Annotated in this window: 31 protein-coding genes; 17 read left to right on the forward strand and 14 right to left on the reverse strand. The window is 35.7% G+C overall.

The genetic code is table 11. The features are described from left to right. Nucleotides 1-128: 128 nt before the first annotated feature. Nucleotides 129-551 carry a hotdog fold thioesterase gene (locus tag ACMAYL_RS08630; protein ID WP_103218703.1) on the forward strand — a complete coding sequence of 141 codons (423 nt, stop codon included), beginning with the start codon at nt 129-131 and terminating at the stop codon, nt 549-551. Between the two features lie 4 nt (nt 552-555). On the opposite strand, the gene ACMAYL_RS08635 is transcribed toward ACMAYL_RS08630, so the two are convergent. From ACMAYL_RS08635 to ACMAYL_RS08660, 6 genes are read right to left on the reverse strand one after another with little or no spacing between them, the layout of a single operon-like run. After that, on the reverse strand, nt 556-1,779 hold the full coding sequence (locus ACMAYL_RS08635) for an amidohydrolase family protein (RefSeq protein WP_412470988.1): 1,224 nt from the start codon (nt 1,777-1,779) through the stop codon (nt 556-558). Beyond that, the gene (locus ACMAYL_RS08640) at nt 1,779-2,528 is read right to left on the reverse strand and encodes a hypothetical protein (protein WP_412463477.1); all 750 of its coding nucleotides are present in this window, start codon (nt 2,526-2,528) and stop codon (nt 1,779-1,781) included. Before ACMAYL_RS08640 ends, ACMAYL_RS08635 begins: the two co-directional genes overlap by 1 nt. After that, nucleotides 2,518-3,510 (reverse strand): Holliday junction branch migration DNA helicase RuvB, encoded by a 993-nt coding sequence (ruvB, locus tag ACMAYL_RS08645; RefSeq protein WP_103218700.1) that lies wholly within the window; start codon nt 3,508-3,510, stop codon nt 2,518-2,520. The genes ACMAYL_RS08640 and ruvB overlap by 11 nt, the downstream gene beginning before the upstream one ends. After that, on the reverse strand, nt 3,511-4,164 hold the full coding sequence (gene ruvA / locus ACMAYL_RS08650; RefSeq protein ID WP_392994136.1) for a Holliday junction branch migration protein RuvA: 654 nt from the start codon (nt 4,162-4,164) through the stop codon (nt 3,511-3,513). A 5-nt stretch (nt 4,165-4,169) separates the two neighbouring features. Continuing rightward, nucleotides 4,170-4,715 (reverse strand): crossover junction endodeoxyribonuclease RuvC, encoded by a 546-nt coding sequence (gene ruvC, locus ACMAYL_RS08655; RefSeq protein WP_392994133.1) that lies wholly within the window; start codon nt 4,713-4,715, stop codon nt 4,170-4,172. 28 nt (nt 4,716-4,743) lie between these two features. Further along, a complete protein-coding gene (locus ACMAYL_RS08660; protein ID WP_021267658.1) occupies nt 4,744-4,917 on the reverse strand; it encodes a hypothetical protein in 174 nt (57 codons plus the stop codon). Between the two features lie 63 nt (nt 4,918-4,980). On the opposite strand from ACMAYL_RS08660, the gene ACMAYL_RS08665 reads away from it, so the two are divergent. The 4 genes from ACMAYL_RS08665 to ACMAYL_RS08680 all read left to right on the forward strand — a co-directional run bounded on the left by ACMAYL_RS08665 (nt 4,981) and on the right by ACMAYL_RS08680 (nt 7,792). After that, nucleotides 4,981-5,844, forward strand: a complete 864-nt coding sequence (locus tag ACMAYL_RS08665) for a bifunctional 5,10-methylenetetrahydrofolate dehydrogenase/5,10-methenyltetrahydrofolate cyclohydrolase (protein WP_412470989.1) — start codon at nt 4,981-4,983, stop codon at nt 5,842-5,844. A gap of 16 nt (nt 5,845-5,860) precedes the next feature. After that, nucleotides 5,861-6,931: a glycine cleavage system aminomethyltransferase GcvT gene (gcvT, locus tag ACMAYL_RS08670; protein ID WP_392994128.1), complete on the forward strand. Its 1,071-nt coding sequence runs from the start codon at nt 5,861-5,863 to the stop codon at nt 6,929-6,931. Beyond that, on the forward strand, nt 6,931-7,311 hold the full coding sequence (gene gcvH / locus ACMAYL_RS08675) for a glycine cleavage system protein GcvH (protein ID WP_103218695.1): 381 nt from the start codon (nt 6,931-6,933) through the stop codon (nt 7,309-7,311). Before gcvT ends, gcvH begins: the two co-directional genes overlap by 1 nt. Nucleotides 7,312-7,498: 187 nt before the next feature. Then, nucleotides 7,499-7,792: a hypothetical protein gene (locus ACMAYL_RS08680; RefSeq protein ID WP_021267699.1), complete on the forward strand. Its 294-nt coding sequence runs from the start codon at nt 7,499-7,501 to the stop codon at nt 7,790-7,792. A gap of 3 nt (nt 7,793-7,795) precedes the next feature. On the opposite strand, the gene ACMAYL_RS08685 is transcribed toward ACMAYL_RS08680, so the two are convergent. The 4 genes from ACMAYL_RS08685 to xseB form a co-directional block, all read right to left on the reverse strand. Continuing rightward, complete coding sequence (locus tag ACMAYL_RS08685) at nt 7,796-8,686, reverse strand: energy transducer TonB (RefSeq protein ID WP_412470990.1); 891 nt, start codon at nt 8,684-8,686, stop codon at nt 7,796-7,798. A 72-nt stretch (nt 8,687-8,758) separates the two neighbouring features. After that, complete coding sequence (locus ACMAYL_RS08690; RefSeq protein ID WP_103218693.1) at nt 8,759-11,500, reverse strand: penicillin-binding protein 1A; 2,742 nt, start codon at nt 11,498-11,500, stop codon at nt 8,759-8,761. After that, nucleotides 11,497-12,276: a hypothetical protein gene (locus tag ACMAYL_RS08695; protein WP_412470991.1), complete on the reverse strand. Its 780-nt coding sequence runs from the start codon at nt 12,274-12,276 to the stop codon at nt 11,497-11,499. The genes ACMAYL_RS08690 and ACMAYL_RS08695 overlap by 4 nt, the downstream gene beginning before the upstream one ends. Beyond that, the gene (gene xseB, locus ACMAYL_RS08700) at nt 12,269-12,478 is read right to left on the reverse strand and encodes an exodeoxyribonuclease VII small subunit (protein ID WP_199177562.1); all 210 of its coding nucleotides are present in this window, start codon (nt 12,476-12,478) and stop codon (nt 12,269-12,271) included. The genes ACMAYL_RS08695 and xseB overlap by 8 nt, the downstream gene beginning before the upstream one ends. 182 nt (nt 12,479-12,660) lie before the next feature. Here xseB and flgF point away from each other — a divergent pair, with 182 nt between their 5' ends. The 12 genes from flgF (at nt 12,661) to fliW (ending at nt 21,827) form a co-directional block, all read left to right on the forward strand. After that, nucleotides 12,661-13,446, forward strand: a complete 786-nt coding sequence (gene flgF, locus ACMAYL_RS08705) for a flagellar basal-body rod protein FlgF (protein WP_103218691.1) — start codon at nt 12,661-12,663, stop codon at nt 13,444-13,446. Nucleotides 13,447-13,452: 6 nt separating this feature from the next. Next, nucleotides 13,453-14,298, forward strand: coding sequence for a flagellar basal-body rod protein FlgG (gene flgG, locus ACMAYL_RS08710; RefSeq protein ID WP_233189729.1), 846 nt, complete (start codon nt 13,453-13,455; stop codon nt 14,296-14,298). Nucleotides 14,299-14,315: 17 nt separating this feature from the next. Further along, entirely contained in the window at nt 14,316-15,158 is an 843-nt protein-coding gene (flgA, locus tag ACMAYL_RS08715; protein WP_103218690.1) for a flagellar basal body P-ring formation chaperone FlgA, read from the forward strand. Beyond that, entirely contained in the window at nt 15,155-15,904 is a 750-nt protein-coding gene (locus tag ACMAYL_RS08720) for a flagellar basal body L-ring protein FlgH (protein WP_412470519.1), read from the forward strand. The genes flgA and ACMAYL_RS08720 overlap by 4 nt, the downstream gene beginning before the upstream one ends. A gap of 3 nt (nt 15,905-15,907) precedes the next feature. After that, nucleotides 15,908-16,912, forward strand: coding sequence for a flagellar basal body P-ring protein FlgI (locus tag ACMAYL_RS08725; protein ID WP_103218688.1), 1,005 nt, complete (start codon nt 15,908-15,910; stop codon nt 16,910-16,912). Nucleotides 16,913-17,041: 129 nt separating this feature from the next. Beyond that, nucleotides 17,042-17,485, forward strand: coding sequence for a hypothetical protein (locus tag ACMAYL_RS08730; RefSeq protein WP_103218687.1), 444 nt, complete (start codon nt 17,042-17,044; stop codon nt 17,483-17,485). After that, the gene (gene flgM / locus ACMAYL_RS08735) at nt 17,478-17,810 is read left to right on the forward strand and encodes a flagellar biosynthesis anti-sigma factor FlgM (RefSeq protein WP_103218686.1); all 333 of its coding nucleotides are present in this window, start codon (nt 17,478-17,480) and stop codon (nt 17,808-17,810) included. The genes ACMAYL_RS08730 and flgM overlap by 8 nt, the downstream gene beginning before the upstream one ends. Continuing rightward, complete coding sequence (locus tag ACMAYL_RS08740; protein WP_103218685.1) at nt 17,810-18,313, forward strand: flagellar protein FlgN; 504 nt, start codon at nt 17,810-17,812, stop codon at nt 18,311-18,313. Before flgM ends, ACMAYL_RS08740 begins: the two co-directional genes overlap by 1 nt. 11 nt (nt 18,314-18,324) lie before the next feature. Beyond that, entirely contained in the window at nt 18,325-19,791 is a 1,467-nt protein-coding gene (flgK, locus tag ACMAYL_RS08745; RefSeq protein ID WP_412470992.1) for a flagellar hook-associated protein FlgK, read from the forward strand. Between the two features lie 16 nt (nt 19,792-19,807). Further along, entirely contained in the window at nt 19,808-20,845 is a 1,038-nt protein-coding gene (gene flgL / locus ACMAYL_RS08750) for a flagellar hook-associated protein FlgL (RefSeq protein WP_103218683.1), read from the forward strand. A 116-nt stretch (nt 20,846-20,961) separates the two neighbouring features. Then, a complete protein-coding gene (csrA, locus tag ACMAYL_RS08755) occupies nt 20,962-21,195 on the forward strand; it encodes a carbon storage regulator CsrA (RefSeq protein ID WP_021267493.1) in 234 nt (77 codons plus the stop codon). Between the two features lie 77 nt (nt 21,196-21,272). After that, on the forward strand, nt 21,273-21,827 hold the full coding sequence (gene fliW / locus ACMAYL_RS08760; RefSeq protein WP_103218682.1) for a flagellar assembly protein FliW: 555 nt from the start codon (nt 21,273-21,275) through the stop codon (nt 21,825-21,827). A 79-nt stretch (nt 21,828-21,906) separates the two neighbouring features. On the opposite strand, the gene ACMAYL_RS08765 is transcribed toward fliW, so the two are convergent. From ACMAYL_RS08765 to ACMAYL_RS08780, 4 genes are read right to left on the reverse strand one after another with little or no spacing between them, the layout of a single operon-like run. Continuing rightward, on the reverse strand, nt 21,907-22,638 hold the full coding sequence (locus tag ACMAYL_RS08765; RefSeq protein ID WP_103218681.1) for a tetratricopeptide repeat protein: 732 nt from the start codon (nt 22,636-22,638) through the stop codon (nt 21,907-21,909). 12 nt (nt 22,639-22,650) lie between these two features. Beyond that, a complete protein-coding gene (bamD, locus tag ACMAYL_RS08770) occupies nt 22,651-23,388 on the reverse strand; it encodes an outer membrane protein assembly factor BamD (protein WP_103218680.1) in 738 nt (245 codons plus the stop codon). A 51-nt stretch (nt 23,389-23,439) separates the two neighbouring features. Next, complete coding sequence (locus ACMAYL_RS08775; protein ID WP_103218679.1) at nt 23,440-24,471, reverse strand: AI-2E family transporter; 1,032 nt, start codon at nt 24,469-24,471, stop codon at nt 23,440-23,442. Then, nucleotides 24,464-25,063: a cyclic nucleotide-binding domain-containing protein gene (locus tag ACMAYL_RS08780; RefSeq protein ID WP_103218678.1), complete on the reverse strand. Its 600-nt coding sequence runs from the start codon at nt 25,061-25,063 to the stop codon at nt 24,464-24,466. Before ACMAYL_RS08780 ends, ACMAYL_RS08775 begins: the two co-directional genes overlap by 8 nt. Nucleotides 25,064-25,065: the final 2 nt, after the last annotated feature.

The following is a 25,065-nucleotide window of genomic DNA, read 5'->3' on the forward strand; positions in this document are numbered from 1 at the left end:
CTGTCCTAGAGGCTTTTGTAACAAAATTTAACCAACCCTTCCACTCTTTTAATAATAACCGTAAAATAAATGCAGATGTTAAAACAACGTTAATTTAAATTCATGAATACGTTAAAGAAGGTTTATTGATGGAAAATTTATTTAATAATCTCGATCTAAATGAGGTGAATAAGTTCAATGCTGGCTGCTGTGTTGAGCACCTTGATATAAAAATTACTGAAGCAGGAAACGACTACTTAGTTGCGACGATGCCTGTAGATGAAAGAACAAGACAGCCATACGGCGTTCTTCATGGAGGAGCAAGTTGTGTCCTTGCGGAATCAGTTGGATCAATCGCTTCAAATATTATTTTAGATTCTTCAAAATTCTATGCTGCTGGTTTGGAGATAAATGCAAATCATGTGCGTCCAGTTCAATCAGGAATTGTTACTGCAAAAGCAACGGCCATCCATCTTGGAAAATCGACACACATCTGGGATATCCGCATCACAGACGAGAAAGACAAATTAGTTTGTATCTCTCGCCTGACGATGGCAGTTATTAAGAAATAAATTTTTATTTTTTAAGAAGTCGAGCTGGCATCTCAAAGGCTTCGTTAGTGAGTTTCTCACCAGTCTTTGGGTGCCTAACAGTTCTCAGTGCTACGAAGTGAAAAAGAAGTGGATTGATTGAGTAGATCTCATTTAAGATCTCTCTTTCTTCCTCTGTAATAAATCCTTTCTCTACAAGATCAGTCGTACGGTAAATCCAGTTAATTGCAGGAAGAGGATAATCTGATCCATACATTACACGTGAGTGAAATTGTTTATTTTCAATCATTTCAATTAGAGGCTCACTAAGTCTTTCATAAATGATAAGTGCCGATAGATCTGTGAAGAGGTTTTTCTCATATTTCTTTTCTTTGAAAAGTCTCCAAAATAAATCAGAACACTCTGCTTGTTCTCCACCATTATCTAGATCCTCACATTTTCCACGTGAAGCGGCGTGAGAGATAATTACATCAACACCAAGATCAAGTGCATGACGTAGGCGAAGTGGATTTCCTAACTCTTGAAACTTATCACCCTCTACAGCTTTCTCTTCACCGGCATGTGTAATAAGAGTCATATTATATTTCTTAAGCGCTTTATAAAATGGAATAACTTTTTTATTTGCAGGATCGATACCCATTGCATTTGGTAGCCATTTTACAAACTTCACACCACGAGCGGCCCATTTTTCTAACTCTTGAATTGCATCTTTACGGTAAGGATGTACTGAAGCAACCATTTTAAAATTCACAGGATGTTCTTGTGATAACTTCCAAATATATTCATTAGGCACATGAAATTCTGAATGCGTAAGATCTTTTGTACCATCTAACTTATAATGATAATCAAATGCAAGTGCATAGGCTGGAATAAAGTGTGGCTGGTAAGTCATCAGTTCAACGAGACGGGCCACATATTGCTCATCTGCTTGTGACTTATCATCAACTCCAGAAGCGGAAATATAAACATTAAAACGATTGTATTTTGATAAGTGATTATACCAATCTTGCATATCTGGGTTTACCCAAATACCACTTCCACTATTCCCAAGACCCACGATATGTAAGTGAGTATCTCTTAATTTCTTTAGATCAATTCCATCGTAAGACTTTTCAACAAAGTCTTTTACATGTTTAGGAAGTTTTTCATATTCATTTGGTTTGTAATCAAAATCGCCACCAAGTTTTCCATAGAGGAGAGAACACGATGACAATAGCATTGCGAGAGTAATAAATAATAAATTTTTCATTAAAATAACCTTAGACCTTTTTTATAGTCGTATTTAACTTGTAGAAGCACACTGAAGTGATCATGATCATCACGGTCGTGATTTACCCCTAAGATAGTATCGTAAGTCCACTTATCTTTTTTAAACTGATTTAACATTCCAACATAAGCAGTATCTTGCTTACTTTTTTCTGACCAAGAACGAAAGTGAAGAACTCCAAATGTATATGTATCGCTATACTGGTAAGCGATGATATTTCTCATAACATTCACAATATCATTCGTATCTATTTCCATTGAATGAAGAGCATTTACAACAAGTCCTGAGTAGCCGCTGTACTTAAAAAACTCTCTCTGATAATCGTTTATTGTGACAAACTTTTTATAAGCTAGAACATTTTCTATTCTTAAATACGAACGTGTACCGTCTGCATCACATATCTGTGTTTCACAATCAAAAGTTGAAAGCTCCTTCGATGAACGCCAAACTTGTTCAGTTCCGGCAGTGAATCCTAAAATTGAAACTGGAAAAAAATCGATACGGCCACCAACGGAATTGATCGAGCCACTTGTATTGAAATAAGCAGACTCACGAATGAAGCCATAAATTTGTTCGTTATATCGCCACATCTCCTGACTGACTCCAGCATCAACTCTTGCCGCTGCTCCTAGGATATAAGAACGATACCCAGCTGATGCGGATAAATCATATGTTGCTTGAATGTTAAACGTAATAAGACATAAACACAGAAATAAAAACTTATTCTTCATTAATCAACTCTTTTGCAATTTGTGAGATCTCACGACCTCTTGGCGTACGTATCAAAAAACCTTCTTTTAAAAGAAAGGGTTCATAAACATCTTCAATCGTAGAGCGGTCTTCAGCAAGAGTTGCACAAAGTGCTTCTATACCTACAGGACCTCCCCCATAATACTGTTGAATAACAGAAAGGATGCGTCTATCCATACGATCCAACCCGTGTTCATCAATTTCCATCATTTCTAGAGATTTTTTCACATCATTAATATTAACGTGAGAAGAATCACGAACAATAGCGAAGTCACGCACGCGACGAAGAACACGATTAGCGATTCTTGGAGTACCTCGAGCACATCTTGCCATTAAGTGCTCTGCATCTTCGTCTATTTGAATTCCGATTTTCTTAGCGTTATTAGAAATAATTTTTGCTAGTTCATCAGCTTTATAAAAATCAAAATGAAAATGTGCCATAAAACGATCACGAAGAGGATTTGACAATAACCCTGATCTTGTCGTGGCCCCAATTAATGTAAATGGAGCAATTTCAATTTGCATAGTTCTTGCAGCGGCACCATCACCAATAACAATATCGAGGCGATAATCTTCCATTGCTGAATAAAGAATTTCTTCAACAGAAATATGCATGCGATGAATTTCATCGATAAAAAGAACATCACGAGGCTCTAAATTTGTAAGAATCGCCGCAAGATCACCCTTCTTCTCAATGGCCGGTCCCGATATAACATGAAGCTGGCTTCCGAGCGCATTAGCAATAATCATGGCAAGAGATGTCTTTCCTAGTCCAGGAGGACCTGAAAGTAGTGCATGGTCCATAGACTGTTTTCTTTTAACAGCGGAAGTAACCATCACATCAATATTTTGTACGATTTTTTTCTGACCTATATATTCAGAAAAATCTTTCGGCCTTAAAACAATTTCTTTTCTTGTTTCTTCTTCATCAAGTGTTGGATCAAAAAAACGTCCTTCAGACATTTACACCTCTTTTAAAACAAGGTGAACTAATTGTTCGGCCCTTGTAATTTGGTTTTCATCTAAAATTCTTTTTGCAAGTGGCATCACTTTATCTTCAGTAAAACCAAGTTCTTTACAGGCCATGATTGCATCATTCATTAGTGCTGAATCATGATTAACAACTTCTGATACACTCTCTTCAAATAGCTCAAGATTTAGAGGTGCTTGAGAGATTGATTGTGCTGTCTGATTCGCAGAAGCAGAAGCCTTAGAATACATTTTTATTTTTTGTGCTTTTCCACTTAAATCAAGAATGATCTGTGAAGCAGCTTTCGCTCCTACACCAGGTGCCTTTTGTAGTGTTTTCTTATTATCAAAAGTAATGGCATCAATTATGTTATCCACACCAATACTTGTCACAAGAGCAAATGCTCCTTTAGGACCAACACCTTTTACACTTAAAAGTAATTCAAATGTTTTCTTCTCTCTCAAAGATCGGAAACCAAAAAGTTCTTCACTTGCCTCTTTCACTATATGTGAGATGAAGATTGCAGCAACTGAGCCCTCTGGTAAAACATGTTGAAAATAAATTTGGTGACCTACCCCAGAAGGAGTAAAAAGAATTAATTCGTTTCCATCGCTGAAAACAACTTCGCCTTGTAATAGACCAATCATATAACCTACTTAGAAAATACTTCTTTTAATGTACGTGCTTTTGTACGAGTATGAGACGATTTTCCCTTTATTTTTGCCCTTTGTCCACGATTCAACGCGTGACAAAGCGCTATAGCAAGGGCATCCGACTCATCATGTGACTTGAAATCTAGCTTACCAAAAATCATATTTAGAGATCGATCAACACTTTCTTTTGAAGCAAGACCATGTCCAGTAACACTAGATTTTATTAAGTTCGGTGAATACTCTGTGATTTTACCTTGATACTTATCAGATAAACCTGCAATTAGTGCTCCCCTCGCTTGAGCAAGTTTTGATAATGCGGGAATACTTTTTACGTAAATCAAAGCCTCAACTGAAATTTCATCAGGTTTATACATTGAGACAATATCTTTAATTGAAGAAGAAATCGTTGCTAAACGATCAAGAAACTCCGGTATCTTATCAAATTTTAAAACACCCGAATCGACATATTTAAATTTTCGACCTTCAACTTCGATAACCGCCCATCCAGTGGTACGAGATCCCGGGTCAATTCCTAGAATATACATAGATTTAGTATAAACGAAAAATTCGAATTTACGAGCGATCTACGCCTTTTATCATGTGGCCAATATAAAAAACTGCAGATCCACCAATAAATTGATAGAGCTCAAGCATTTCATAGTCACCTTTTTGTAAACCTACAAAAAGACAAAGCCCAACTGACGCGAAACCGATTAATTGTAATGCAAGTCCTAACCAAAAAAACATATCAATTGAATACGACTTAATTCTGAAATTGCCAATACCAAGCTATAAAGATAATATGTGATAATGCAAAATGAGACAAAATTACTATATGCGCAACCCGTCATAGAAAGGCAGGTTGAACTTCTTAAAGAAGAGTGTGGCTCCCTAAAAAGTTTGGGTACGACACCTTGTTTAAAAGTAATTCTTGTAGGTAATAATCCAGCAAGCGTTATTTATACAAATAGTAAGAAGAAGTTTGCAGAAAAAATTGGTGCAAGTTGCGAAATCGTTAATCTAGAAGATTCGATTAGTGAGGAAGAATTCCTCAAAATCGTAAACCAATTTAATAAAGATCCATCAGTTCACGGGATCCTTATACAACTTCCACTACCAAAATCGCTCTCTCAAGTAGATACAACAGACCTTGTTGTTCCTCATAAAGATGTTGATGGTTTTCACTACGAAAATGTTGCTAAGCTTTACCGTGGGCAACTTGGTGAAACATCAATGATTCCTTGTACGCCAAAAGGTATTGTTACAATGGCCAAGTACTACGGAATTGATTTTACAGGAAAGAATGTTGTCATCGTTGGAAGAAGTCTTATCGTTGGGAAACCACTTTCACTTCTCCTAACAAATTTAAATGCAACTGTTACACTTGCACACTCTAAAACTCAAAACTTAAAAGAGCTAACTCAATCAGCCGATATTATTGTGACAGCAATTGGTTCACCAAAGCTCTTTACTAAAGAATATTTCAGGAATGATCAGACACAAGTTGTCTTCGATGTCGGTATTAATCGAAGTATTGATGGCAAACTTTGCGGTGACTGCGACTTTGACAATATAAAAGATCAACTTGCGGCAATTACTCCAGTTCCTAAAGGAATTGGCCCAATGACAATCTTCAGTGTCTCTCAAAATTTAATTAGCGCAGCTAAAAAATAAAAACCTAAGGAAATTTATGAAACAAACATCACTTACACAGGCGCATCGCGACCTTAAGGCAAAAATGGCAGACTTTGCAGGTTATGAAATGCCTATTCAGTACGCTGGAGTAAAAGCAGAAGTTGAAGCGGTAAGAAGCAACATCGGTGTTTTCGATGTTTCACATATGGGTGAATTCTTTGTAACTGGTCCAGATGCTGTAGCCTTCGTTGACTATGTTATCACTAACGATTTTACTAATGCGGAAACAGGAAAAGCTGTTTACTCGCCACTTTGCCGTGAGAATGGAACAGTAATTGATGACCTTATTGCATATAAACTTGAAGAACAAAAAGTTTTAATTTGTGTAAATGCGGCCAATATTGAAAAAGATTGGAATTGGATATCTTCGAAAACTGAAGGTTTTGATATTGAACTAACAAATCAGTCTGATGACTATTCTCTTCTTGCGATTCAAGGTCCTAAAACTGAAGAAGTACTTTCTAAACTAGGTTTTGATTCAGTTAAAAATGCTGCTTACTACTCTGCTTATGAAAGTAATTGGAATGGTGCTGCGGTAATCATGGCAAGAACAGGATACACAGGTGAAGATGGATTCGAAGTATTTGGTTCACATGAAACAATACAGAAACTATGGTCGGATCTTTTAAGTGCACAAGTTACACCTTGTGGCCTAGCATCACGTGATGTTCTTAGACTTGAAGTTTGTTATCCACTATATGGCCATGAGCTTAATGACGAATTAACTCCACTCGATGCTGCTCTAAAGTGGACTGTTAAACTAAATAAAGAAAAATTTATTGGAAAAGAAGCACTGTTAGAAGCCGCTGCAAACTATAGACTAGTTAAACTTTCTATTGATAAAGGTATTCCAAGAGAAGGTTACGAGATTCTAAATGACCAAGATCAAGTTATCGGTAAAGTAACAAGTGGTACGATGTCAGTAACTAACTCTCAAGGGATTTGCCTAGGGCTAGTTAAGCGTGATTTATTTCCTGAAAATAAGAAATTTAGAATACAAATTCGAAAGAATGTAATAGATTCAAACTATCATACAAAACCATTTGTTACCGGAGGGCACAAATAATGACTAATATTCCAACTGATCTTAAATATACAAAAGAGCACGAATGGGCAAAGATTGAAGGTGATATCGTAACTGTAGGTATTACAGATTTCGCTCAAAACTCTTTAGGTGATATTGTTTTTGTTGAGCTACCAGAAGTAGGTCAAGAGTTCTCAAAAGACGACACTTTTGGTGTTGTTGAATCAATTAAATCGGCAAGTGATCTTTATATTCCGGTTTCAGGTGTTATCACTGAAATCAATGAAGAACTACCAGATTCACCAGATAATTTAAACTCTGAACCATATGAATCTTGGATGATAAAAGTTAAAATTACAGATCAAGAAGAGCTTTCTGAGTTACTTTCTAACGAAGAATACGAAAGCCTTTGTCAAGAATAAACAAAATAAAATCTATTTCAAATTCTTACATATGCCCTCGAAATGAGGGCATTTTTTTATTTCAGTAACTTACAAATTTATATCTTAAAAATATTTTCAATTGACCAACTTTTTCCTTTACGAAGTCCTACGAAGGCTTCATACTCGCAATCTCCAATGTTCATCATTAAATAGAGACAGGTATTAAATGCATAATCAAGAATCTATTCAGCTAATCAATACTGCAATCATCAAGGGTAAAGAGAAAAAGATCGATACTACTTATGAGGATAGATTAAACCAAGCTTGTAATTCGTCTGCTATTGCTGCAATCTCAAATGCCATTCAACAACTAGCAGAGACAGATCGTATCTCATACGATCAAGCCGCTATTAAAATCGTTGAAACGATTAAAGAATTAGATCAGGTTTGGACTGACTACGTTCTCATGGAAGGTATTAACAACATTAAGAAGATGCTTAAAGGAAATACAAAGCACTAAGACTTAGTTCTTTGTAACTGCAAAACCCCAATCAATATTTGCGTGACCATTTTTAACTAAACCAGATGGTGGGTTAGGAAATGGCCCGGCTTTATTGAAAGCTTCTACAGCGGCGTCATCTAATTCTTTAACTCCAGAAGTACCATTTACAATAACGTTAATAATCTTACCGTCATTATCTAAAACGACACGTACATTTGTGAGAAATTTTTCACCAGCTGGTCCACGACGATTTTGACGATATAAGGACTCCATCTTTTCTCGCAGAGTAGCGCCCCAATGTTGCTCTAACTGTTGCTTAATTCTGAAGTAGAAACCGTAGTATTTATATTCAACTGTATTTAGTTTAGTAAAATCACCTAATTTAACATCTTCAAGGTGATCATTTGAACTAGCAATACCTCTGTGGTTCTTGCTACCTGTCTTAGTACCTTTAACTAGGTTTTGATCCTTTTGGAGGAGAGAATTTTGTGCGACTGCAAAGTCTTCAAAACTGATTCGACCAGATTTTGACTTTGTCATTTTACGTTGCTCTTTCTTCTTTGTCTTTGAACCCTGTTTCTTTTGATCAATTTTTGAGTTACCGACACCACCGATGTTAAATGCAGCAACTTCCTTCGCCTTCGTTTCACGATCGACTTTATTATTTGTTTCACTCAAGTATTTTGCATCATCTGCGAGTTCTTGATTTGTCTTGGCCGCTGTCACGATCTGACGAGGCTTATCTCTATTAAGTCTTAGACGGATTCGCTCAGGTTCTTTTTCTTCTTGTGGTTTAGTTAATGACAAAGAAATTGAAGTTAGCTTTGAAGGCATCAAAGAGATATGTACAACTAGCGATAGAGCTATTGCTAGATATATATATGTCTTGTGATTTTTATGAACTAATTCCAAAGTGTCTCCGAGAAACTAAGTATTCTTTAGCCTTCTCGGAGAAAATATCGAAAAATTTACTACATATTTTGATTAATTGTTAAAGAAATCGTCATCTTCAAGAATTGCACCTGTTTCTTGACTATTTTCCTCTTTTTTAAAGAAGTTATTCTTAGAATTAGAGCCAGGTTCAGTTCCTTCAACAAAACTTTCCAAAAACTTTGATCCAGAGCCATTTGCTAACTCACCTGTCTTCTTATCGATCGAAACATTCACAATTCCTGGAGGCATTTGGAAGTCTCTTTCACCGTAGATCTGAATAGAACGTTGCATATATGATTTCCAAATTGGCATCGAAGCTCTTGTTCCTGTTTCCGGCCATCCCATAGTTTGGTTATCATCCATCCCCGTCCAAACACCTGTTACGATATTTTGAGAAAATCCTAAGAACCAAGCGTCCACATAACTACTTGTTGTACCTGTTTTACCACCTAAGAATTGACTTACACTTAGAGCGCCTCGTCCTGTACCATTATGAACAACACCCTTTAAAAGGTTAGTCATAATAAATGCTAATCTTGGATCGTATACCTGTTCTTCATCTAAATTTAATAAATACGGATTGACTGCTTCTTTTTCAAACTCATTATGAGAATCACCTTCTTTCTCACGTACATTTTCAGTTTGATTTAGATTCTTTGACTCTTTAGCTAATTTTTCTAGCTCAAGTTTTGACTGAGTCGCAAAGTCATCTTGGAAGTAATACTCTTTTCCATTTCTGTCTGTAATTGAAATAATTGATTTCGGCAGAACCTTTTTTCCTCCATTAGGGAAGATAGAGTATGCACGAATCATTTCTAGTAACGTTACACCAAAAGAGCCAAGAGAAATCGACATATCATTTGGCATATCTGCATGAAAATTGATTCGATCTAGATAGTTAAAAATCTTATCCATTCCAAGATCAAGAGCAATCTTAATTGTTGGAATATTTCGACTGTATTCAAGTGACTCTCTAAAAGTCATTGGACCTTTAAATTTACCATCATAATTTCTTGGTTTCCAATTAAGGGCCTGATTAGCTCCTCCAAGTGCTTCTGGAGTATCAAGAATGATTGTATTGGGTTGATAACCATTTTCTAAAGCAGCGGCAAACAGAAGCGGTTTAAAGGCAGAACCAGGTTGACGCTTAGATTGTAGTGCACGGTTAAATTCACTTTTATCGAAATCAACACCACCAACCATTGAAATCACTTCACCAGTAAATGGGTTCAAACTCATTAAAGCAGCTTGAACTTTAGGTTCTTGCTCAAGCGTACACTCTAAATACATTTGCTCTTCTAATGTTTTATAATCTTTTAGCTTTTTATAAGTATTGGCATATTGTGAATAGACATGTTCTGAAAACTTCGTGCTGAAATCTTTAATCTTTACATGAATAATATCCCCTTTCTTTAAAATATCATTAGGGTTCTTTATATATGGGAAATACTTACGTGCATCCGTATATTTTCTTTCGTGTGCCCAACGAAATGATTCATAAGGGATTACTCCAGTAATACCACCTACAGAAATAATAATATTTCTCATACGGCCATCAAGACGAAGCACTACTGCTTTATACAACTTATCCTTTTCAAGTTGACCTAATAACTGATCATCAGCATTATAACCAGGATAGAATCTCGAAGAGTAGAGCTTTGACATATGCTCTTGTGTGAACTCCTTAAGTACTGCGAGTTCATCTTCTTTTAATTGCAGTTCATATTCCCTTTCATTATTTTCAGAAAGTGTAAAATAATTAGACTTATCTTTGTAAAGCTCAACTCGAAACTCTTCAATATACTTATCAAGTTCTTCTAGTTCGATATGACCGATTGGTCCTTGGAAACCTTGGCGTTTATCAATTTCTTCTGCACCGATCTTGATATTTTCTTCAGCAGTCTTTTGAAGGTCGTAATTAAGAGTTGTCTGAACCGTGAAGCCTTCAGTTAAAAACTTCTCTTCTCCAACAATATCAATTGCCTGTCTACGTACCCAGTCAGTGAAATATCCCGCAAGGAATGGACTATTCTTTCTAAGCTGATACTTGATTTTTTCTTTTAGGGCAGCTTGATATTCTTCTTTAGTAATTTTCTTATTCGCAAACATACGGCCAAGAACATATGCCTGTCTCGTTTTTGCATGTTGTGGATTACGATAAGGAGAATACTTACCAGGAGCAACAAGTAGTCCTGCAATTAGTGCTGACTCAGCAACGGTTGCTTCATTTAATTCCTTATTAAAGTAGCCACGAAATGCAGACTTTACTCCATAGTATCCACCACCAAGATAAACTTGGTTTAGATAAAGAAATAAAATCTCTTCCTTATTAAATCTCTTTTCAATTTTTTGAGCTAAAAGAAAGTCTTTAATCTTTCTTGTAATTGATCTTTCTGATGAAAGTAAAAGTGACTTAGCTACCTGTTGCGTAATTGTTGAACCACCCTGAACAACACGCCCCGCTTTCAAGTTGGCGACTAGAGCCCTTAGTACTCCAAAGTAATCAACACCATCATGATTGTAGAAATTTGAATCTTCCGCAGATAAGAAGGAATCAACAATTCGTGGAGGTATCTCATTAAACTCAACGACTTCTCTATTCTCTTTTCCAATGTCATATAAAACAACACCATCTTTTGAAAGAATTTTCGATTTGATTGGTGGATTATAATCTGCAAGACTACTAATTTTTGGTAACGTAAAAGAAAAGTATACTAGTATTGAAAAAACAAATAATCCTCCAAATAAAACCAAGAAGGACATTAATACTAATAATCTTTTTAAATGTTTCATAAATTCTCTTTTATAATTTCACACTTCTTCATTAAGCTAAAATTTTGCTTAGGCATATTGATTTGAATCATTTTACCATTTATCTGATTTTTCGAAACCGATAAGTTTTTCTCATATGAAAACACGAACACTCTCTGGGCAATTAAACGAGCGATATCTTCATTTGTTATTTCAATTTGAGCGGCCAGTATTTTCTTATTATTTTCAATATTATTTTTTAAGCCTTCGACAATATTACCCTTCGTCATAAAAGTGATATTACCGTTCACTCCTACTGTTGTTAAGTAGTAGGCGATACTAGACTTCTTTATTGTCCTAGCATCTAGCTCTAAATTTTCTACAATTTCTTGTGCATTCGTACATTCTTTCAATCTAAAGAACTTCCACTTAACAAGTTCAGGCTTCTTTGTTTGAGCTAACATTGCTGCTATTGCCGAAGAACTACCAATACCAGCAACAAAATTAATTTTCACATCATTTTTAAGCAGGCATGAAACATAGTCCATAACATCAGTATCAAAATCTGAACTTGCACCAATAATGATTCCTACTGTATTGATTTTTTCAGAAGTTTGTAACGCTTGTGTATTTGGATTGACCTGACCAGGCCCATACTCAGTATAAGATGACTGCTCATCGACAGAAGGAATTATATTTGTTTCCTCTGCATCGACTGAGATTGTGACCACTCTTTGTTCTTCTTCAGGTTGTTTTTGGCAAGTATTACTTAAGAAGACAAAAACAAAAAATATAAGAATGAAATTTAGCTTATTCAATTTCTTTTTCTTCTAACTTATCTGTTAATTCTAGAACTTTCTTTTCAACTTTTTCTAAGTAGCCCTTACTATCAGTATATAGCTTAACCCCCTCTTCAAAGTTTTTTAAACTATCGTCTAGAGTAAGTTCTCCCGACTCAAGTCCGTGAACTAGTTCTTCTAATCTCTTTAAATTTTGTTCAATATCAATTTTCTTGGCCATATCTCACCGTGTCATAAATTCAACATTAATAATTCCAATGTGAACTAATATTCCCATACTTTGCATATTCTTTAAATAAAAAGGTGTGATAATCACTACTTACATCATGGGTCATTTTTACCTATGTAGGTAATTTGGCACCCCGATTGGTATAGTTAAAGAAGAATTTGCCAGGAGGGCAGATGAAAGAATTATGGGTACCACTATCCGGTGCAATCGCACAACAACAGAAAGTTGATACAATTGCCAATAATGTTGCAAACGCAAACACGCCTGGATTTAAAAAAGATCAACTCGCTTTCAAAGAATACTTAACAGCACTAGATAAAGGTGTTGAAGATATTGATTTACCTAATAAGGAATGGGCCCCTGAAGACTTCTATCGAAGCTATGGAGCAGAGCATGCCATGGTTAAGGTAGATGGATCATTCACAAATTTTACGCAAGGTACATTATCTCCTACTAGCAATCCGTTAGATATTGGACTTCGTGGAAATGGATTTCTCGCCATTGAAACACCTAAAGGTGTGCGCTACACAAGGCGCGGAACTCTTTCTCTACGTCAAGATGGTGTTATCACAACACAGCAAGGCTATCCTGTTTTAAACAGAGAAGATAACCAACCAATATCAGTTCCACCTGGAACGAGAAATATTACATTTGCTCTAGATGGTGCAGTCTACGCTAATAACAATCAAGTTGGTTCACTAAATATTGCTGAATTCAATGATATGCATGCACTAAGAAAAGAAGGCAATTCACTTTATATCAATAATAATGAAGGTAATCTGAAAGAACAGATTAATACATCAGTCCACCAAGGCTTTATTGAACAATCAAATGTAAATGCCGTGTCTGAGATGTCTGAGCTAATTAAAGCTCACCGTCATTTTGAATCAATACAAAAAGCAATTAAAACTTATGATCAAATTAGCTCTAAGTCAGTTAATGAAATGATCAAATTTTGAGGTAGTATGAAAAATATTGTTCTTTTTATTACATTCTTACTCATGGCCCGTTATTCATTTGGAATGATGAAGGCCCTTAATATTGCAGCAACAGGGATGGCCACTCAGGAGATGCACGTTAATACAATCTCTAACAACGTCGCTAACTTAAATACAATTGGGTACAAGAAGCAAAGAGCTGAATCTGAAGATCTTATGTATGAAACAATTACAGAAGCTGGATCACGTTCGGATGCAAACTCAAATTACACAGTAGGTGTACAAGTAGGTTCAGGATCGAAAATTAGTGGTGTACGAAAAGTATTTTCGGCCGGTGCACCAAAAATCACAAATAACCCATTTGATCTAATGATCAATGGTGATGGCTTCTTTGGAATCATTAAACCAAATGGACAAATTGTTTATACAAGAGATGGTGCATTCAATGTAAATGCACAAGGACAACTTGTTTCTAAACAGGGTTACCAAGTATTTCCAGGAATTACATTTCCACCAGGTGTAGCATCTGTGAGTATCGGAAACGATGGAAACGTTGAAGCATACTTCAATGGTCAAGTTGAACCACAAGTTGTTGGTCAAATTCCAGTATTCACATTTGTAAATAACCCAGGCCTACACAATGATGGTGGGAACTTCTATCGTCAAACAACAGCAAGTGGACAACCAATTCAAGGAATTGCAGGAACAAATAATGCAGGTTCAATGCAACAAGGTGCACTTGAAATGGCAAATGTTAGTCTTATGAATGAAATGACAGATCTTATCAAGGCCCAAAGGGCATATGAAATGAACTCAAAAGTAATGGGAGTAGCAGACCAAATGCTACAAACAGTAAACAATATTACAAGATAATAGGAAGTTGAGAGAGAGTGTTTAAACTAATTCTTCTAACATTTATAACAAGCTTTTCTTATGCGAACTCTTGCGAGATTTCTCTGGCACAAAAGAATTATCGTGTCGAAAACTCTGAGATCCCATATGAATCACAAAATTGTAACCGTTCTCAACTAGAGATCTTAAACGAAATGCTTATCTCTGCACGTGGAAACTTCTATTTGAATCACAGCAGAGACCTAAAGCAGAATGACATAAATCTACTGACAAAAGATTCCGTCATTATCGATTTGGAAGATATTGTAAAAACTCAGTTTACAATTCAAGACGATTGGAAAGTTAATTTCAAATCACGATCTCCTATTAAAACGCTTCAAACAGATAACCTTACAACAATTGAGCTCATGTGCAATGAGTGTAACAAACTTGGTCATAATAAACTTAAAGTATCTGTTGATGGCGTAGCTAAGTGGTTTGAAATAATTGTTCAAAAGCCTATTAAAGCTATTGTTGCAAAAAATGAAATTGGTCTTAACTTTAAATCAATCAACACAAATAATGTTGAAGAGAAGACTATTTATACAACTGATGAAAAAGCTGTATTCAAAAACTTAGAAGAGATAGCATTTTATAAATCTAATAAAATTATCTCTCCGGGTGAAACAATTAATAAGAGAGACTTATCCCCTATTAACCTAGTCTCTTTTGGCGTTCCAGTGAAAGTCATACTTAACACCAATGGTATCAAACTGACAGGACAAGCTCTTCCAATGTCAACAGGCAAGCTACAAGATTTTATCAAAGTGAAAAACATAAAAACAAATAAAGTATTCACAGCGAAAGTAATTGGACTCAATGAAGTGAAGGTAGATTTATGAGAAAAATTTTATTTTTAACATTAGCACTATTAACAACATCTTGTGCTAACTACATTAACAAAATGTACAACGAGCTTGACGGGGTTAACCAAAGAGAGCTTGAACAAAAAAGAGCAAATGTTGATAATACATTTGACCAATATCGAAACTCTTACCCTGACAGAAGAAAGACTTCTTCAAATACGCCAAATATGACACCTCAGGTACAAAGAAAGTACAGCAACAATCAAATAGCAGCACAACCAAAAAGAGTAACCGCTAATAGCTTCCATGATCAAGGAAACACCGGTAGCCTTTGGGCCGGAAACGGAAATGAGAACTATCTATTTACTAAAAACAAGTGGAAGAGAAATGGTGATATTATTTTAGTAAATGTACAAACTCGTCTTAAAAATGACATCACGATGGAACTTAAAAGAGCTTTCCCTCCAGTACCTTCTCTTGGTGGACAAACTCCAGAAAGTACAACACAGGCTACAACACCAGGTCAGGCCCAAGCTAACACAACTGCTGAAGAGGGCGAAGACATGAGTGCATCTAACAAAGTTCACGACAAAATCTCAGGAGTAATTGTCGAAGAGATTAGCCGTGACCACTTACTTGTTCGCGGTCAAAAAAATGTTTTATTTAAAAATCGTAAACACCTTGTTGAGTTACAAGCATTAATATCGCGTAAAGATATTAATGAAGACGACACAATTGATTCAACAAAATTCTTAGAAAGCTCTGTAACGGTATTGAGGTAATTGATGTTTAAAAAGTTAATCTTTGGTCTTATTCTTCTATCTTTTGGAACACATATTGAAGCCAAAATGAGCCGTTTAAAAGATCTTGTCGATGTTAAAGGCGTAAGAAACAATCCGATCGTTGGCTACGGTTTAGTCGTAGGATTAAATGGAACTGGTGATGGTGGTGGTGAAGTAACTAATACATCTCTAAAGCGTATGTTCCAAAAGCTTGGACTTAACCCACAAAATGAAATTAGTTCAAAGAATGTAGCTGCCGTAATTGTTACAGCTGAACTTCCGTCTTTTAGTAGAGTTGGTCAAAAAATGGATGTTAAAGTTTCATCTATTGGTGATGCTTCTTCATTAGCAGGTGGAACACTTCTTATCACTCCTCTTAAAGGTGGTGATGGAAACGTATATGCTGTAGCAAATGGATCAATTTCAATTGGTGGTTTAGAAAACGGTAAAAAATTTGCTACGACAGGACTTATTCCTCAAGGAGCAATTGTTGAGCGCGAGCTACAATTAGATTTTGATAAGAAGAAATCACTGCGATTAGCACTGAAAAGTCCAGACTTCACAACAGCTGCTAGAATTGAAAAAACAATTAATCAAGAGCTAGGTGGAAAATATGCCATAGCAAAGGACTCAAATACTGTTGATATTATTGTACCAATACAGTACCAAAGAAAAATTGTACAACTTCTAGCAATCATCGAAAACTTTAAAGTTCATACGGATCGCATTGCGAAGATTATCATCAACGAGAGAACAGGTACAATTGTAGCTGGTGGAGATATTGCAGTTAAAGCTGTTGCAATTTCTCATGGTGGTTTAAATATTCAAGTAAATGACAAAAAGAAAGATACGAGTGAAGGAAATGTACGACTAGTTGACAAGACTACTACACTAAATGATCTCGTTAAAAGCTTGAATGCATTGGGGGCCACACCTGAAGATCTGATTTCGATTTTTCAAGCACTTAAGAGAAACGGTGCCCTAGTTGGAGAAATTGAGCTAATTTAACTTTCAATGTCAAATAGCATTTTTTACCATTTTTTTAGGCTAGGTATAAAAAAACTAAAAAAAATGTTAAAATATTAATGATAATGGGCTTTTCAAGGATTGAGCGGCCAGAAACTCAGGATGAGTATTATGAATGAAATCAAAATTCATAGACCACAAATTCAAAACAGAAATGCACAAAATTCTGTTCGTCCTGTAAATTCTGAAAACTATATTCCTGAAGAGATCAAAGGTGCTGCCCAAGGGCTTGAAGCACAATTTAACGAGTTAATGGTTAAAGAAATGACTAAGTCACTTAACAGTGGCGTACAAAGTACAGCAGGTAATTTCTATAACGGTCTAATTACAAGTGAACGTGCTAAAGCACTTGTTAAAGAAGACAGCCAAATACAGAAGATGATTTTGAATGAGATTTATCCAAAGCATATGAGGAATGAACAAAATTATCAGAATTATTTGGACAATAAAAATAAGTATGCACAGAACCAAATTCGCATTGAAGAGGGACCAACTCAACCTTCTCAAGGAATAGCAATGAAGCAGGCAAAACAAATTGGAGTAAAGTATGAGTAGTGTAACAAATACGAGATCAAGTTTCTTTCCAAATGCTAAGACTACGGCCGATAGATCGCAAGAGATCCAAAAGCAAGCTCCAGTTCAAAGAAATACGATCGCTCAAAAAGCTTACATCGATAACCAAACAAGAAATGATGCCAGAGTTTCTATTCCAGATGCTGTAAAAGACTTTGCTCACATCAAGAAAGCTGTTGATGCAGCTCCCGAGATTGATAACTCTGCAAAAATTGCTGCACTTAAAGCGCAAATCCAAGGTGGTAACTACAAAATGGATTACGACAAAATGGCAGACAAAATTCTTGGGGAAGAGTTCGGAGTATAATGAAAACGCAACTAGCTACATATTACTTTCAAATCACAGATATCTGGAAGTCACAGTGTGAACTTCACTACAAGCTATTTGACTTAACTTGTGATGAATACGCTCTCCTACTTGATAGCAAGATAGATGAACTAGAAGAAAAGGTTGCTGAAAAGTCAGGAATCATTTCAAAAATAGAAGTAAATGAAAAAGCAAGAAATCAAATTCTTGCAAATATTCAAAGGGATTATAAAGAATTAAAAATTAATTCGATTACAGATCTAATTGATTTTTTCTCAAAGTTTGAAGCTGAAAAAGAAGGAAAACATCTTTTTCGATTCAATGGTCTTTTGGTTGATATCATTGAAAAAATTCAAACTCAAAACAAGAAGAACCAATTATTTATTAACAAAGCGCTAAACTCTCTTCGCGAGATTAGAGAAAGTGCAATGGGTACTAAGACAGTATCTACATATAATGCCAAGGGTATCACTCAGCAAAGATCGCTTGAGCGAAATCCTTAATTGGAGCTTATTTGTCTACACGTCTGTTGAACATTGCGAATACAGGACTTAACGCCTCTAAAAAATCACTAGAGGTGACGTCGCATAATATTTCCAATGCAAATACAGAAGGCTACTCTCGTCAACGTGTTCACCAACAATCAAATATGCCACTGATCAAAGATGGTTTAATTACTGGTAGTGGTACAAGAATTAAAAGTATTAATCGTGTTCACGATAAATTCGTTGAAAGAAAATTACGAGATAGTCAAAGTAGTGAATCGTACTACAATAACAGAGCTGAACAAATGAGTCGCGTTGAAGATATCTTTAACGAAATTGATAATGAAGGATTAAATCAAATCCTTAACAATTTCTTCAACTCTTTTCGTGATCTTGCGAATCAACCAGAAAACGAAACAGTACGTTCCGTTGTACGTGACAAAGCTCAACTAATCGTAAAAGACTTTAGAAGAATTGCAGAGACTCTAGATGAAATCTCTAAGAGTATTGATGATAAAATTGCAATCTCTGTTAAGGATGCAAATCAACATATTGATTCGATTGCACTTCTAAACAGAAAAATTAGAGAACTTGAAGCAACGGGTGATGAAACTGGAGATCTTCGAGATCAGCGAGATGTATCTGTAAAAGAACTATCGAAAATTATTAAAATTCATACTTATCAAGATGAGCGTGGAAATTATAACGTACAATCTCCAGGGGTTGGTACACTTGTTACTGCTGCCCAAGCACAAAAACTTGGAACATATGTATTTGGTAAAGATGAATCAACAAATGGCCAAGATGGTTCAATGGAAATCTTCTGGGAAAGCCGCTCAGGTCAACAGATCACAGAAAAGTTCCAAGGTGGATCTCTAGGTGCAGTTATTAAAGTTCGTAATAACGACATCAAGCAATTAAAAGAAAAACTAGATCAGACAGCTTATGATTTCATGAATTATGTTAATGCTATCCATAGAAGAGGATATGTGAATCGTGAAATTCAAACAGATGCTAATGGAAACCTAGCTGCAATGGATAATAAAGGTCCAACAACTGGTAATAATTTTTTCTCTACACCAATGAAAATAGAAGGTGCTGCACTTAACATTGATTTAAGTGATGCTATTAAATCAGATATATCTAATATCGCAACGGCACTATCACCAAATAGCCCCGGGGATAACCGTGTTGCCATTGCAATTTCAAAGCTACAACACGAAAGATTAATGGCCGGTGGAACAGCAACATTAGAAGAAGATTATCTTAAAACTGTTGGTAGTGTCGGACTTGAAACTGGTAAGGCAAAACTCGATGCTGAACAATCTGAGGGACTTCTTGCACAAGCGAATTCTATTCGCGAAAGAATTAGTGGTGTTTCAATCGATGAAGAAGCGGCAAATATGATTAAGTACCAGCACGCGTACGAAGCTGCTGCTAAAGTAATGAAAACTGCAAATGAAATGTTTGATACTGTTTTATCAATTAAGCAGTAATTAGGATTATTGAAAAATGACTAGAGTGTCAGAAAATTCAACGACTCTTTCAATTAGGCATACGCTTAACAAGCACAAGTCTAAGATGGAAGACCTGCAAATGAAGGGAACGACTCTTAAGAGTATGCGTAAACCTTCAGATAATCCTGCAGCAAATATTGAAGCACTTCAAATCTCAAGTGTTACTAAAGATAATTCTCAATTTAAGCGAAATGCAGACTTTGCACTTCTTCAATTAAATATCACAGAGAAAGCTCTCGAAAACTTAACAGATATTCTTGGAAAGGCTAAAGAGATTGCAATTGCACAGTCTTCAGATATTTATAATGAAGATGTGAGAAATAACGTTGCAAACGAAGTTCACCAACTTCGAAACCTTGCCCTATCGATTGCTAACAAACGAGTAGGACAGCGCTATATTTTCTCTGGCTTTAAAACTCTCGATACTCCATTTAATGAAAATGGTGAGTACAAGGGAGATAATGGTCATATCACTCTTGAGGTGGGTAAAGACTTCTTCGTTCAGGTTAACCTGCACGGCAAGGAAGTTTTTATGGCCGAATCAGAAACAGATTCACAAGTTAAGCATCCTCTGGAGAAATTTCCCGAGATGGCAGATTCACGAGAAAAAAGTAAAAATCGTGAAATTATGTCCGATGAAAATAACCGAGAGATTGCATCAGCACCAATCAGTGAAGATGCTGGAAAATATAAAGAATCGGCCAATATTTTTGGACTACTCGATTCTCTAGCTATCTCTCTAGAAAATAATGACCCTGATCAAATTCAAAATCTTTTAGAAAAATTTGATACAGCGGTAACACGTCTCGTTACATTGCGAACACGTGTAGGTTCAGTTGCAAGTTCAGTTATGGCCAACGTGAACTCGATTGAAGCAAATAATATCGACAATATGGAAAGAAAGAGCAAGCTCGTCGATGCAGATGTAACTGAGTTATTCTCAGACATTACGCGTCAACAAGAGATCTTAAAAACAGCGTACAAAACTTCCGAGGGGCTCTTAAACAAGAACCTATTGGACTTTCTACGCTAACACGCTGCTGCTACTTTTTTTTTATTTAGTTGATTTTTTACTTGATTTTTAAAGTTATGAATAATATATGAACCATTACCTGATGAATCAGGACGGTTCAAAATTGAGGATGTGAAATGCTGGTTTTAACAAGGAAGCTAGGGGAAAGTATAGCGATCGACGATCATATTAAGATTGTCGTTGTGCAAATTAAAGGCAAACAAGTTCGTCTTGGTATAAAGGCCCCAAAAGAAACGAAAATTCACCGCGAAGAAGTCTATAAAGCTATCCAGGAACAAAATTACGAAGCTTCCCAAGCTGGCCCAGAAAGTCTGAGTGACTTAACGGATGCGTTGCGCAACAAGAAATAAATTCCGCTTGCTCTTTTGCCCCTACGGCTGCTAAAATCTGTTATCAAGTTCTTTAACTTGAATTCGGAGGAACGACAGTGAAAGTAAGCACAACACGATTTGGGGAATTAGAAGTAAACAATAAAGATATCATCAAGTTCGAAGAAGGTATTCTTGGTTTTGAAAACCTTAAGGATTTCTTTGTTGTTGATCCAGGCGATCAAACTCTAATCCTATGGCTACAATCAACTGATGACGGTGCAACAGCATTCCCAATCATTGAGCCAAAAATTTTTAAAGATGATTATTCAATAAGCCTACTACCGGCTGAGCTAAATAGCCTAAAACTAGAAAACCTTTCTAATGCAAGCGTTTATACAATCCTAACGATTCCTACGGATGTAACTCAAATGTCTGCAAACCTTAAGGCACCAATCATTATTAACAATGATTCACATAAAGCTCGTCAAATTGTTCTTCAAGACAACAAGCTTGAAGTTAAATTTGAAATGTACAATGCATTAAAAAAGTCGATCATGAATTTCCACTCTGATGATTCAGTTCGTACAAATGTAAGTGTTGCTACTGAGCCAACTGTTGTTGAGCAATCTTCTTCAACAGAAACTTCAGTTGATCACTCAGCAGAAGCTTAATTCAATTTCCCAAAAAGAAATCATATAAAAGAAAAGCACCAGTAATGGTGCTTTTTTTATTTTTAAATTTTAGATAATTTTAAAGAGTTGTTTCAGTTGCGTTCTTTGCAAAGTTTAAATACATTTGCGCTTCACTATTAAGAGGATCAACAGAGATTACCTTTTCCCATTCACTTGTCGCACTTAGGATATCCCCTTTACCATAGTGTAGAACACCTAGAGCAATTCTACCTGGAAGATAGTCAGGTCTTTCATTCTTTAGATTTGATAGCTCTTCAAAAGATTTATTAACGAAGCCTTTCTTCGCATAAACCTTGGCCATCTTTACTCTAGCTTCTAAATTTGAAGGATCGAGCTTAAGAACCTTTCCATATTCAAATAATGCTTCATCGTAGCGATTATAAGTTAAATATAGATCAGCAAGTTCATAGTGCTTAATAGCAAATTTCCTATCGATATGATTATCGTTAAGTTCAGCACTCTTCGAGTTTACTTTAACTTTCTGAGAAGCAATCTGAAAAATCTTACTCGCCTCTTCATATTGACCAATATCATTGTAGAGAACTGATAAACTTACTGCTGCATCTGTATGATCCGGTCTTACTTCTAAAACCTTTTTAAAAGCTTTAATTGCTTTTGATATCTCACCTGTTAAGTGAAAAATATTAGCGATATTAAAAAGTGCATCAGCATCTTTAGCATCAATTTCTAAAAGCTCGTTATAGATTGAAATCGCTTTATTATATTCACGATTTTCAAAAGCGACTTTTGCCTTCTTTGATAATTTTTCTTGTTCAAAAGATTTCATCATGGTGAAAGTCCCCTATTCTAAACACTTTTTAACATCTTTCTTTAAATTAGAAAGATCTTTGTCTTTGTATAAGTAGCGATAATTTTTAAAAACTAATTCACATAGGTCTGGTCTAATACCTTTTAGACCAATAGTGACAAGGCGATCACTCGCAAGTCTTTTCACTTCATCATCGTTAAACTGTGCAAGTAATTGTTCATAACGGAAAGAAGCCGATTGCCAGTCTTTAGTTTTGTAATAAAAATTAGCAATATATAATTCTTTGTCCTTAATCATTTTATAACATTCATCAATCTTTTCTCTGGCATCTTTTAGATATTCGGATTGTGGATATAGGCTTCTTAATTCATTGAAGTACTTAATTGCTTGTTTCGCTGGAGTTAGGTCACGATCAAAAGTTGATGGCTTTTGCTTATAATATGCTTCGGCAATTTTGAAAGTCACATAATCCATTTTAGGGTGCTTAGGATGGAAATCCTTAAACAATAAGTAAGCGGCTGCAGCTTCTTCATAATTTTCTTGTTTATAAAGAATATCTGCCTGCATAAGTTCTGCAGAAGTTGCATAGTAACTATATGGGTATTGAGATTTGATTTTATTAAGTTTTTCTAGCGCCATGATATAGCGTTCAGATTTTACTAATCTCTCTGCTTCTTTGTAGAGAACCTCTGCTTCAGTACTTCCTTGCGGACGATTAACTGCGCATGATGTCATCAGTAGAATAAATATGATTGAAATGAGTTTGTGCACATTGCCCCCTATAGAGGCAATTCTAGCACTTTCTAGCAAGGCCCGTCAAAGCTAATAACGCTCTTCGTATACGTCCTTAAGCATCTGATTTATAAGTAATTTTACTGCTGCCGCAAGAGGTATTGAAATGATCATTCCTGTGATCCCTAATAACTGTGAACCAAGGATAACACTAACAACAACAAGTACTGGGTGTAGGTCTACAATCTTCGATACTAGAAGTGGAAATACAATCGCAATATCAATAACGTTAGCGACTAAATAAAGGATAAGGGCTCCACCAAAGTGAGTTCCCATTCCATATTCAGCTGCGATGAAAATAAATGCAGGAATAGCACCAAATACTGGCCCTAAATAAGGAATAATATTTGTTACCGCAGCCAGTAAGCCGAATAAAAGAGAAAATCTAATATCGAGAAAAAATAGGCCCGTAAAAATTATTATTCCAAGAATACTGGCCTCAATTACTTTTGCTAAAATATAATCACCAATCTGGCGATTAAATTGAAACGATAGGTGATAAAGTTTTTCAAAGTACTTGTTTGGCAGAAGCCTTGTTATACGCTCTCTAAAATTTCTCATATCCTTCAATGTGAAAAATAAAAATAAAGGAACGATGAAAATCAACTCTAAAGCCGAGCCTAGATACTTTGGTACAAGTAGAACAAAAGCACTGAATTCATCTTTTATAAAATTCATTGATTGAAGAAGATATCCACTACTTAAGTGGTAGCCTGTTCGCTCCGCTACAAATGCCTGTAGTTGCGAATAGAGTGACTTAAGAAAGCTTTCTACTTTTGGAATATATACTTCTAGATTATTAACTTCGCTAACCATTAAAGGTGTTACCTTTACAATTGGATAGATTGTTAAAAAAAGAAGTAAAATAACAACAAGTGCTGACGATGCAGTTCGATTAATTCCAAACCTTTCAAAAAACAACAGAAGTGGATTTAGAATTAAGGTAAGTACATAACAAACTAAAAGTGGCGTTGCGACTCGCGGAAATACAAAGAAAAGTATCATCGAAGAGATGACAAATAATCCAAAAATAATGGCCCTTAGGCGATCATTACTAGTCATTCTTAGCGATCTCTTCTTTTAAATTAACAACTTCATCTTTAAGATGAGAATTTTCAACTTTAAGTTTTCTAATCTCACGGGCCAGGATATGAAGCTTCTTAACAACAAGCTCACTCATTGCTTGTAAAAATTTTGAAGACAATGCAGGTCTCTCAGAAATCATTAATTGAACATCAGGTTTAAAAATTCCTAATAGCTCTAATGGTTCTACCGCAGTGGCCGTAACAGATCTCTTATGGCCATCTTCAAGTAGGCCAATCTCACCCATGTAATCTTTACGATCAAGATTCGTTACATGAAATTTCTTTCCATTTCTCTCAGTTGACAGCTCAACTCGCCCTGAAACAATAATATAAAAACCTATACCGAAGTCTCCTTCCTTGAAGATAACTTCACCCTTTTCATATGTTCTTCTGTGAAAATATTTGGCCAACTGGAATAATTCAAACTCCCCTAAACTTCTTAGGATAACAGTATCTCTTAATAAGTAAGGTATCGTTACCTTGTTACTTTTGATGAGAGGATTGATTGACCACAAAAACTTAATGAGATTAATATCGATGCGATCTTCTTTTGAATACTTTTCAGTCATAT

It is taken from the genome of Halobacteriovorax sp. RT-2-4 (assembly GCF_047085445.1).
In the GTDB taxonomy this organism is placed as follows: domain Bacteria; phylum Bdellovibrionota; class Bacteriovoracia; order Bacteriovoracales; family Bacteriovoracaceae; genus Halobacteriovorax_A.

Coding starts and splice junctions, on each gene's coding strand:
- ACMAYL_RS08765 (WP_103218681.1), bottom strand. CDS start 22,638: ATGATGAAATCTTTTGAACAAGAAAAATTATCAAAGAAGGCAAAAGTC.
- flgF (WP_103218691.1), top strand. CDS start 12,661: ATGAAAGAATTATGGGTACCACTATCCGGTGCAATCGCACAACAACAG.
- gcvT (WP_392994128.1), top strand. CDS start 5,861: ATGAAACAAACATCACTTACACAGGCGCATCGCGACCTTAAGGCAAAA.
- flgL (WP_103218683.1), top strand. CDS start 19,808: ATGACTAGAGTGTCAGAAAATTCAACGACTCTTTCAATTAGGCATACG.
- ACMAYL_RS08780 (WP_103218678.1), bottom strand. CDS start 25,063: ATGACTGAAAAGTATTCAAAAGAAGATCGCATCGATATTAATCTCATT.
- ACMAYL_RS08680 (WP_021267699.1), top strand. CDS start 7,499: ATGCATAATCAAGAATCTATTCAGCTAATCAATACTGCAATCATCAAG.
- csrA (WP_021267493.1), top strand. CDS start 20,962: ATGCTGGTTTTAACAAGGAAGCTAGGGGAAAGTATAGCGATCGACGAT.
- ACMAYL_RS08720 (WP_412470519.1), top strand. CDS start 15,155: ATGAGAAAAATTTTATTTTTAACATTAGCACTATTAACAACATCTTGT.
- ACMAYL_RS08660 (WP_021267658.1), bottom strand. CDS start 4,917: ATGTTTTTTTGGTTAGGACTTGCATTACAATTAATCGGTTTCGCGTCA.
- xseB (WP_199177562.1), bottom strand. CDS start 12,478: ATGGCCAAGAAAATTGATATTGAACAAAATTTAAAGAGATTAGAAGAA.
- ACMAYL_RS08665 (WP_412470989.1), top strand. CDS start 4,981: ATGCAAAATGAGACAAAATTACTATATGCGCAACCCGTCATAGAAAGG.
- ACMAYL_RS08775 (WP_103218679.1), bottom strand. CDS start 24,471: ATGACTAGTAATGATCGCCTAAGGGCCATTATTTTTGGATTATTTGTC.
- flgM (WP_103218686.1), top strand. CDS start 17,478: ATGAGTAGTGTAACAAATACGAGATCAAGTTTCTTTCCAAATGCTAAG.
- ACMAYL_RS08725 (WP_103218688.1), top strand. CDS start 15,908: ATGTTTAAAAAGTTAATCTTTGGTCTTATTCTTCTATCTTTTGGAACA.
- ACMAYL_RS08730 (WP_103218687.1), top strand. CDS start 17,042: ATGAATGAAATCAAAATTCATAGACCACAAATTCAAAACAGAAATGCA.
- ruvA (WP_392994136.1), bottom strand. CDS start 4,164: ATGATTGGTCTATTACAAGGCGAAGTTGTTTTCAGCGATGGAAACGAA.
- ACMAYL_RS08630 (WP_103218703.1), top strand. CDS start 129: ATGGAAAATTTATTTAATAATCTCGATCTAAATGAGGTGAATAAGTTC.
- ACMAYL_RS08640 (WP_412463477.1), bottom strand. CDS start 2,528: ATGAAGAATAAGTTTTTATTTCTGTGTTTATGTCTTATTACGTTTAAC.
- ACMAYL_RS08740 (WP_103218685.1), top strand. CDS start 17,810: ATGAAAACGCAACTAGCTACATATTACTTTCAAATCACAGATATCTGG.
- flgG (WP_233189729.1), top strand. CDS start 13,453: ATGAAAAATATTGTTCTTTTTATTACATTCTTACTCATGGCCCGTTAT.
- ruvC (WP_392994133.1), bottom strand. CDS start 4,715: ATGTATATTCTAGGAATTGACCCGGGATCTCGTACCACTGGATGGGCG.
- ruvB (WP_103218700.1), bottom strand. CDS start 3,510: ATGTCTGAAGGACGTTTTTTTGATCCAACACTTGATGAAGAAGAAACA.
- gcvH (WP_103218695.1), top strand. CDS start 6,931: ATGACTAATATTCCAACTGATCTTAAATATACAAAAGAGCACGAATGG.
- ACMAYL_RS08690 (WP_103218693.1), bottom strand. CDS start 11,500: ATGAAACATTTAAAAAGATTATTAGTATTAATGTCCTTCTTGGTTTTA.
- ACMAYL_RS08635 (WP_412470988.1), bottom strand. CDS start 1,779: ATGAAAAATTTATTATTTATTACTCTCGCAATGCTATTGTCATCGTGT.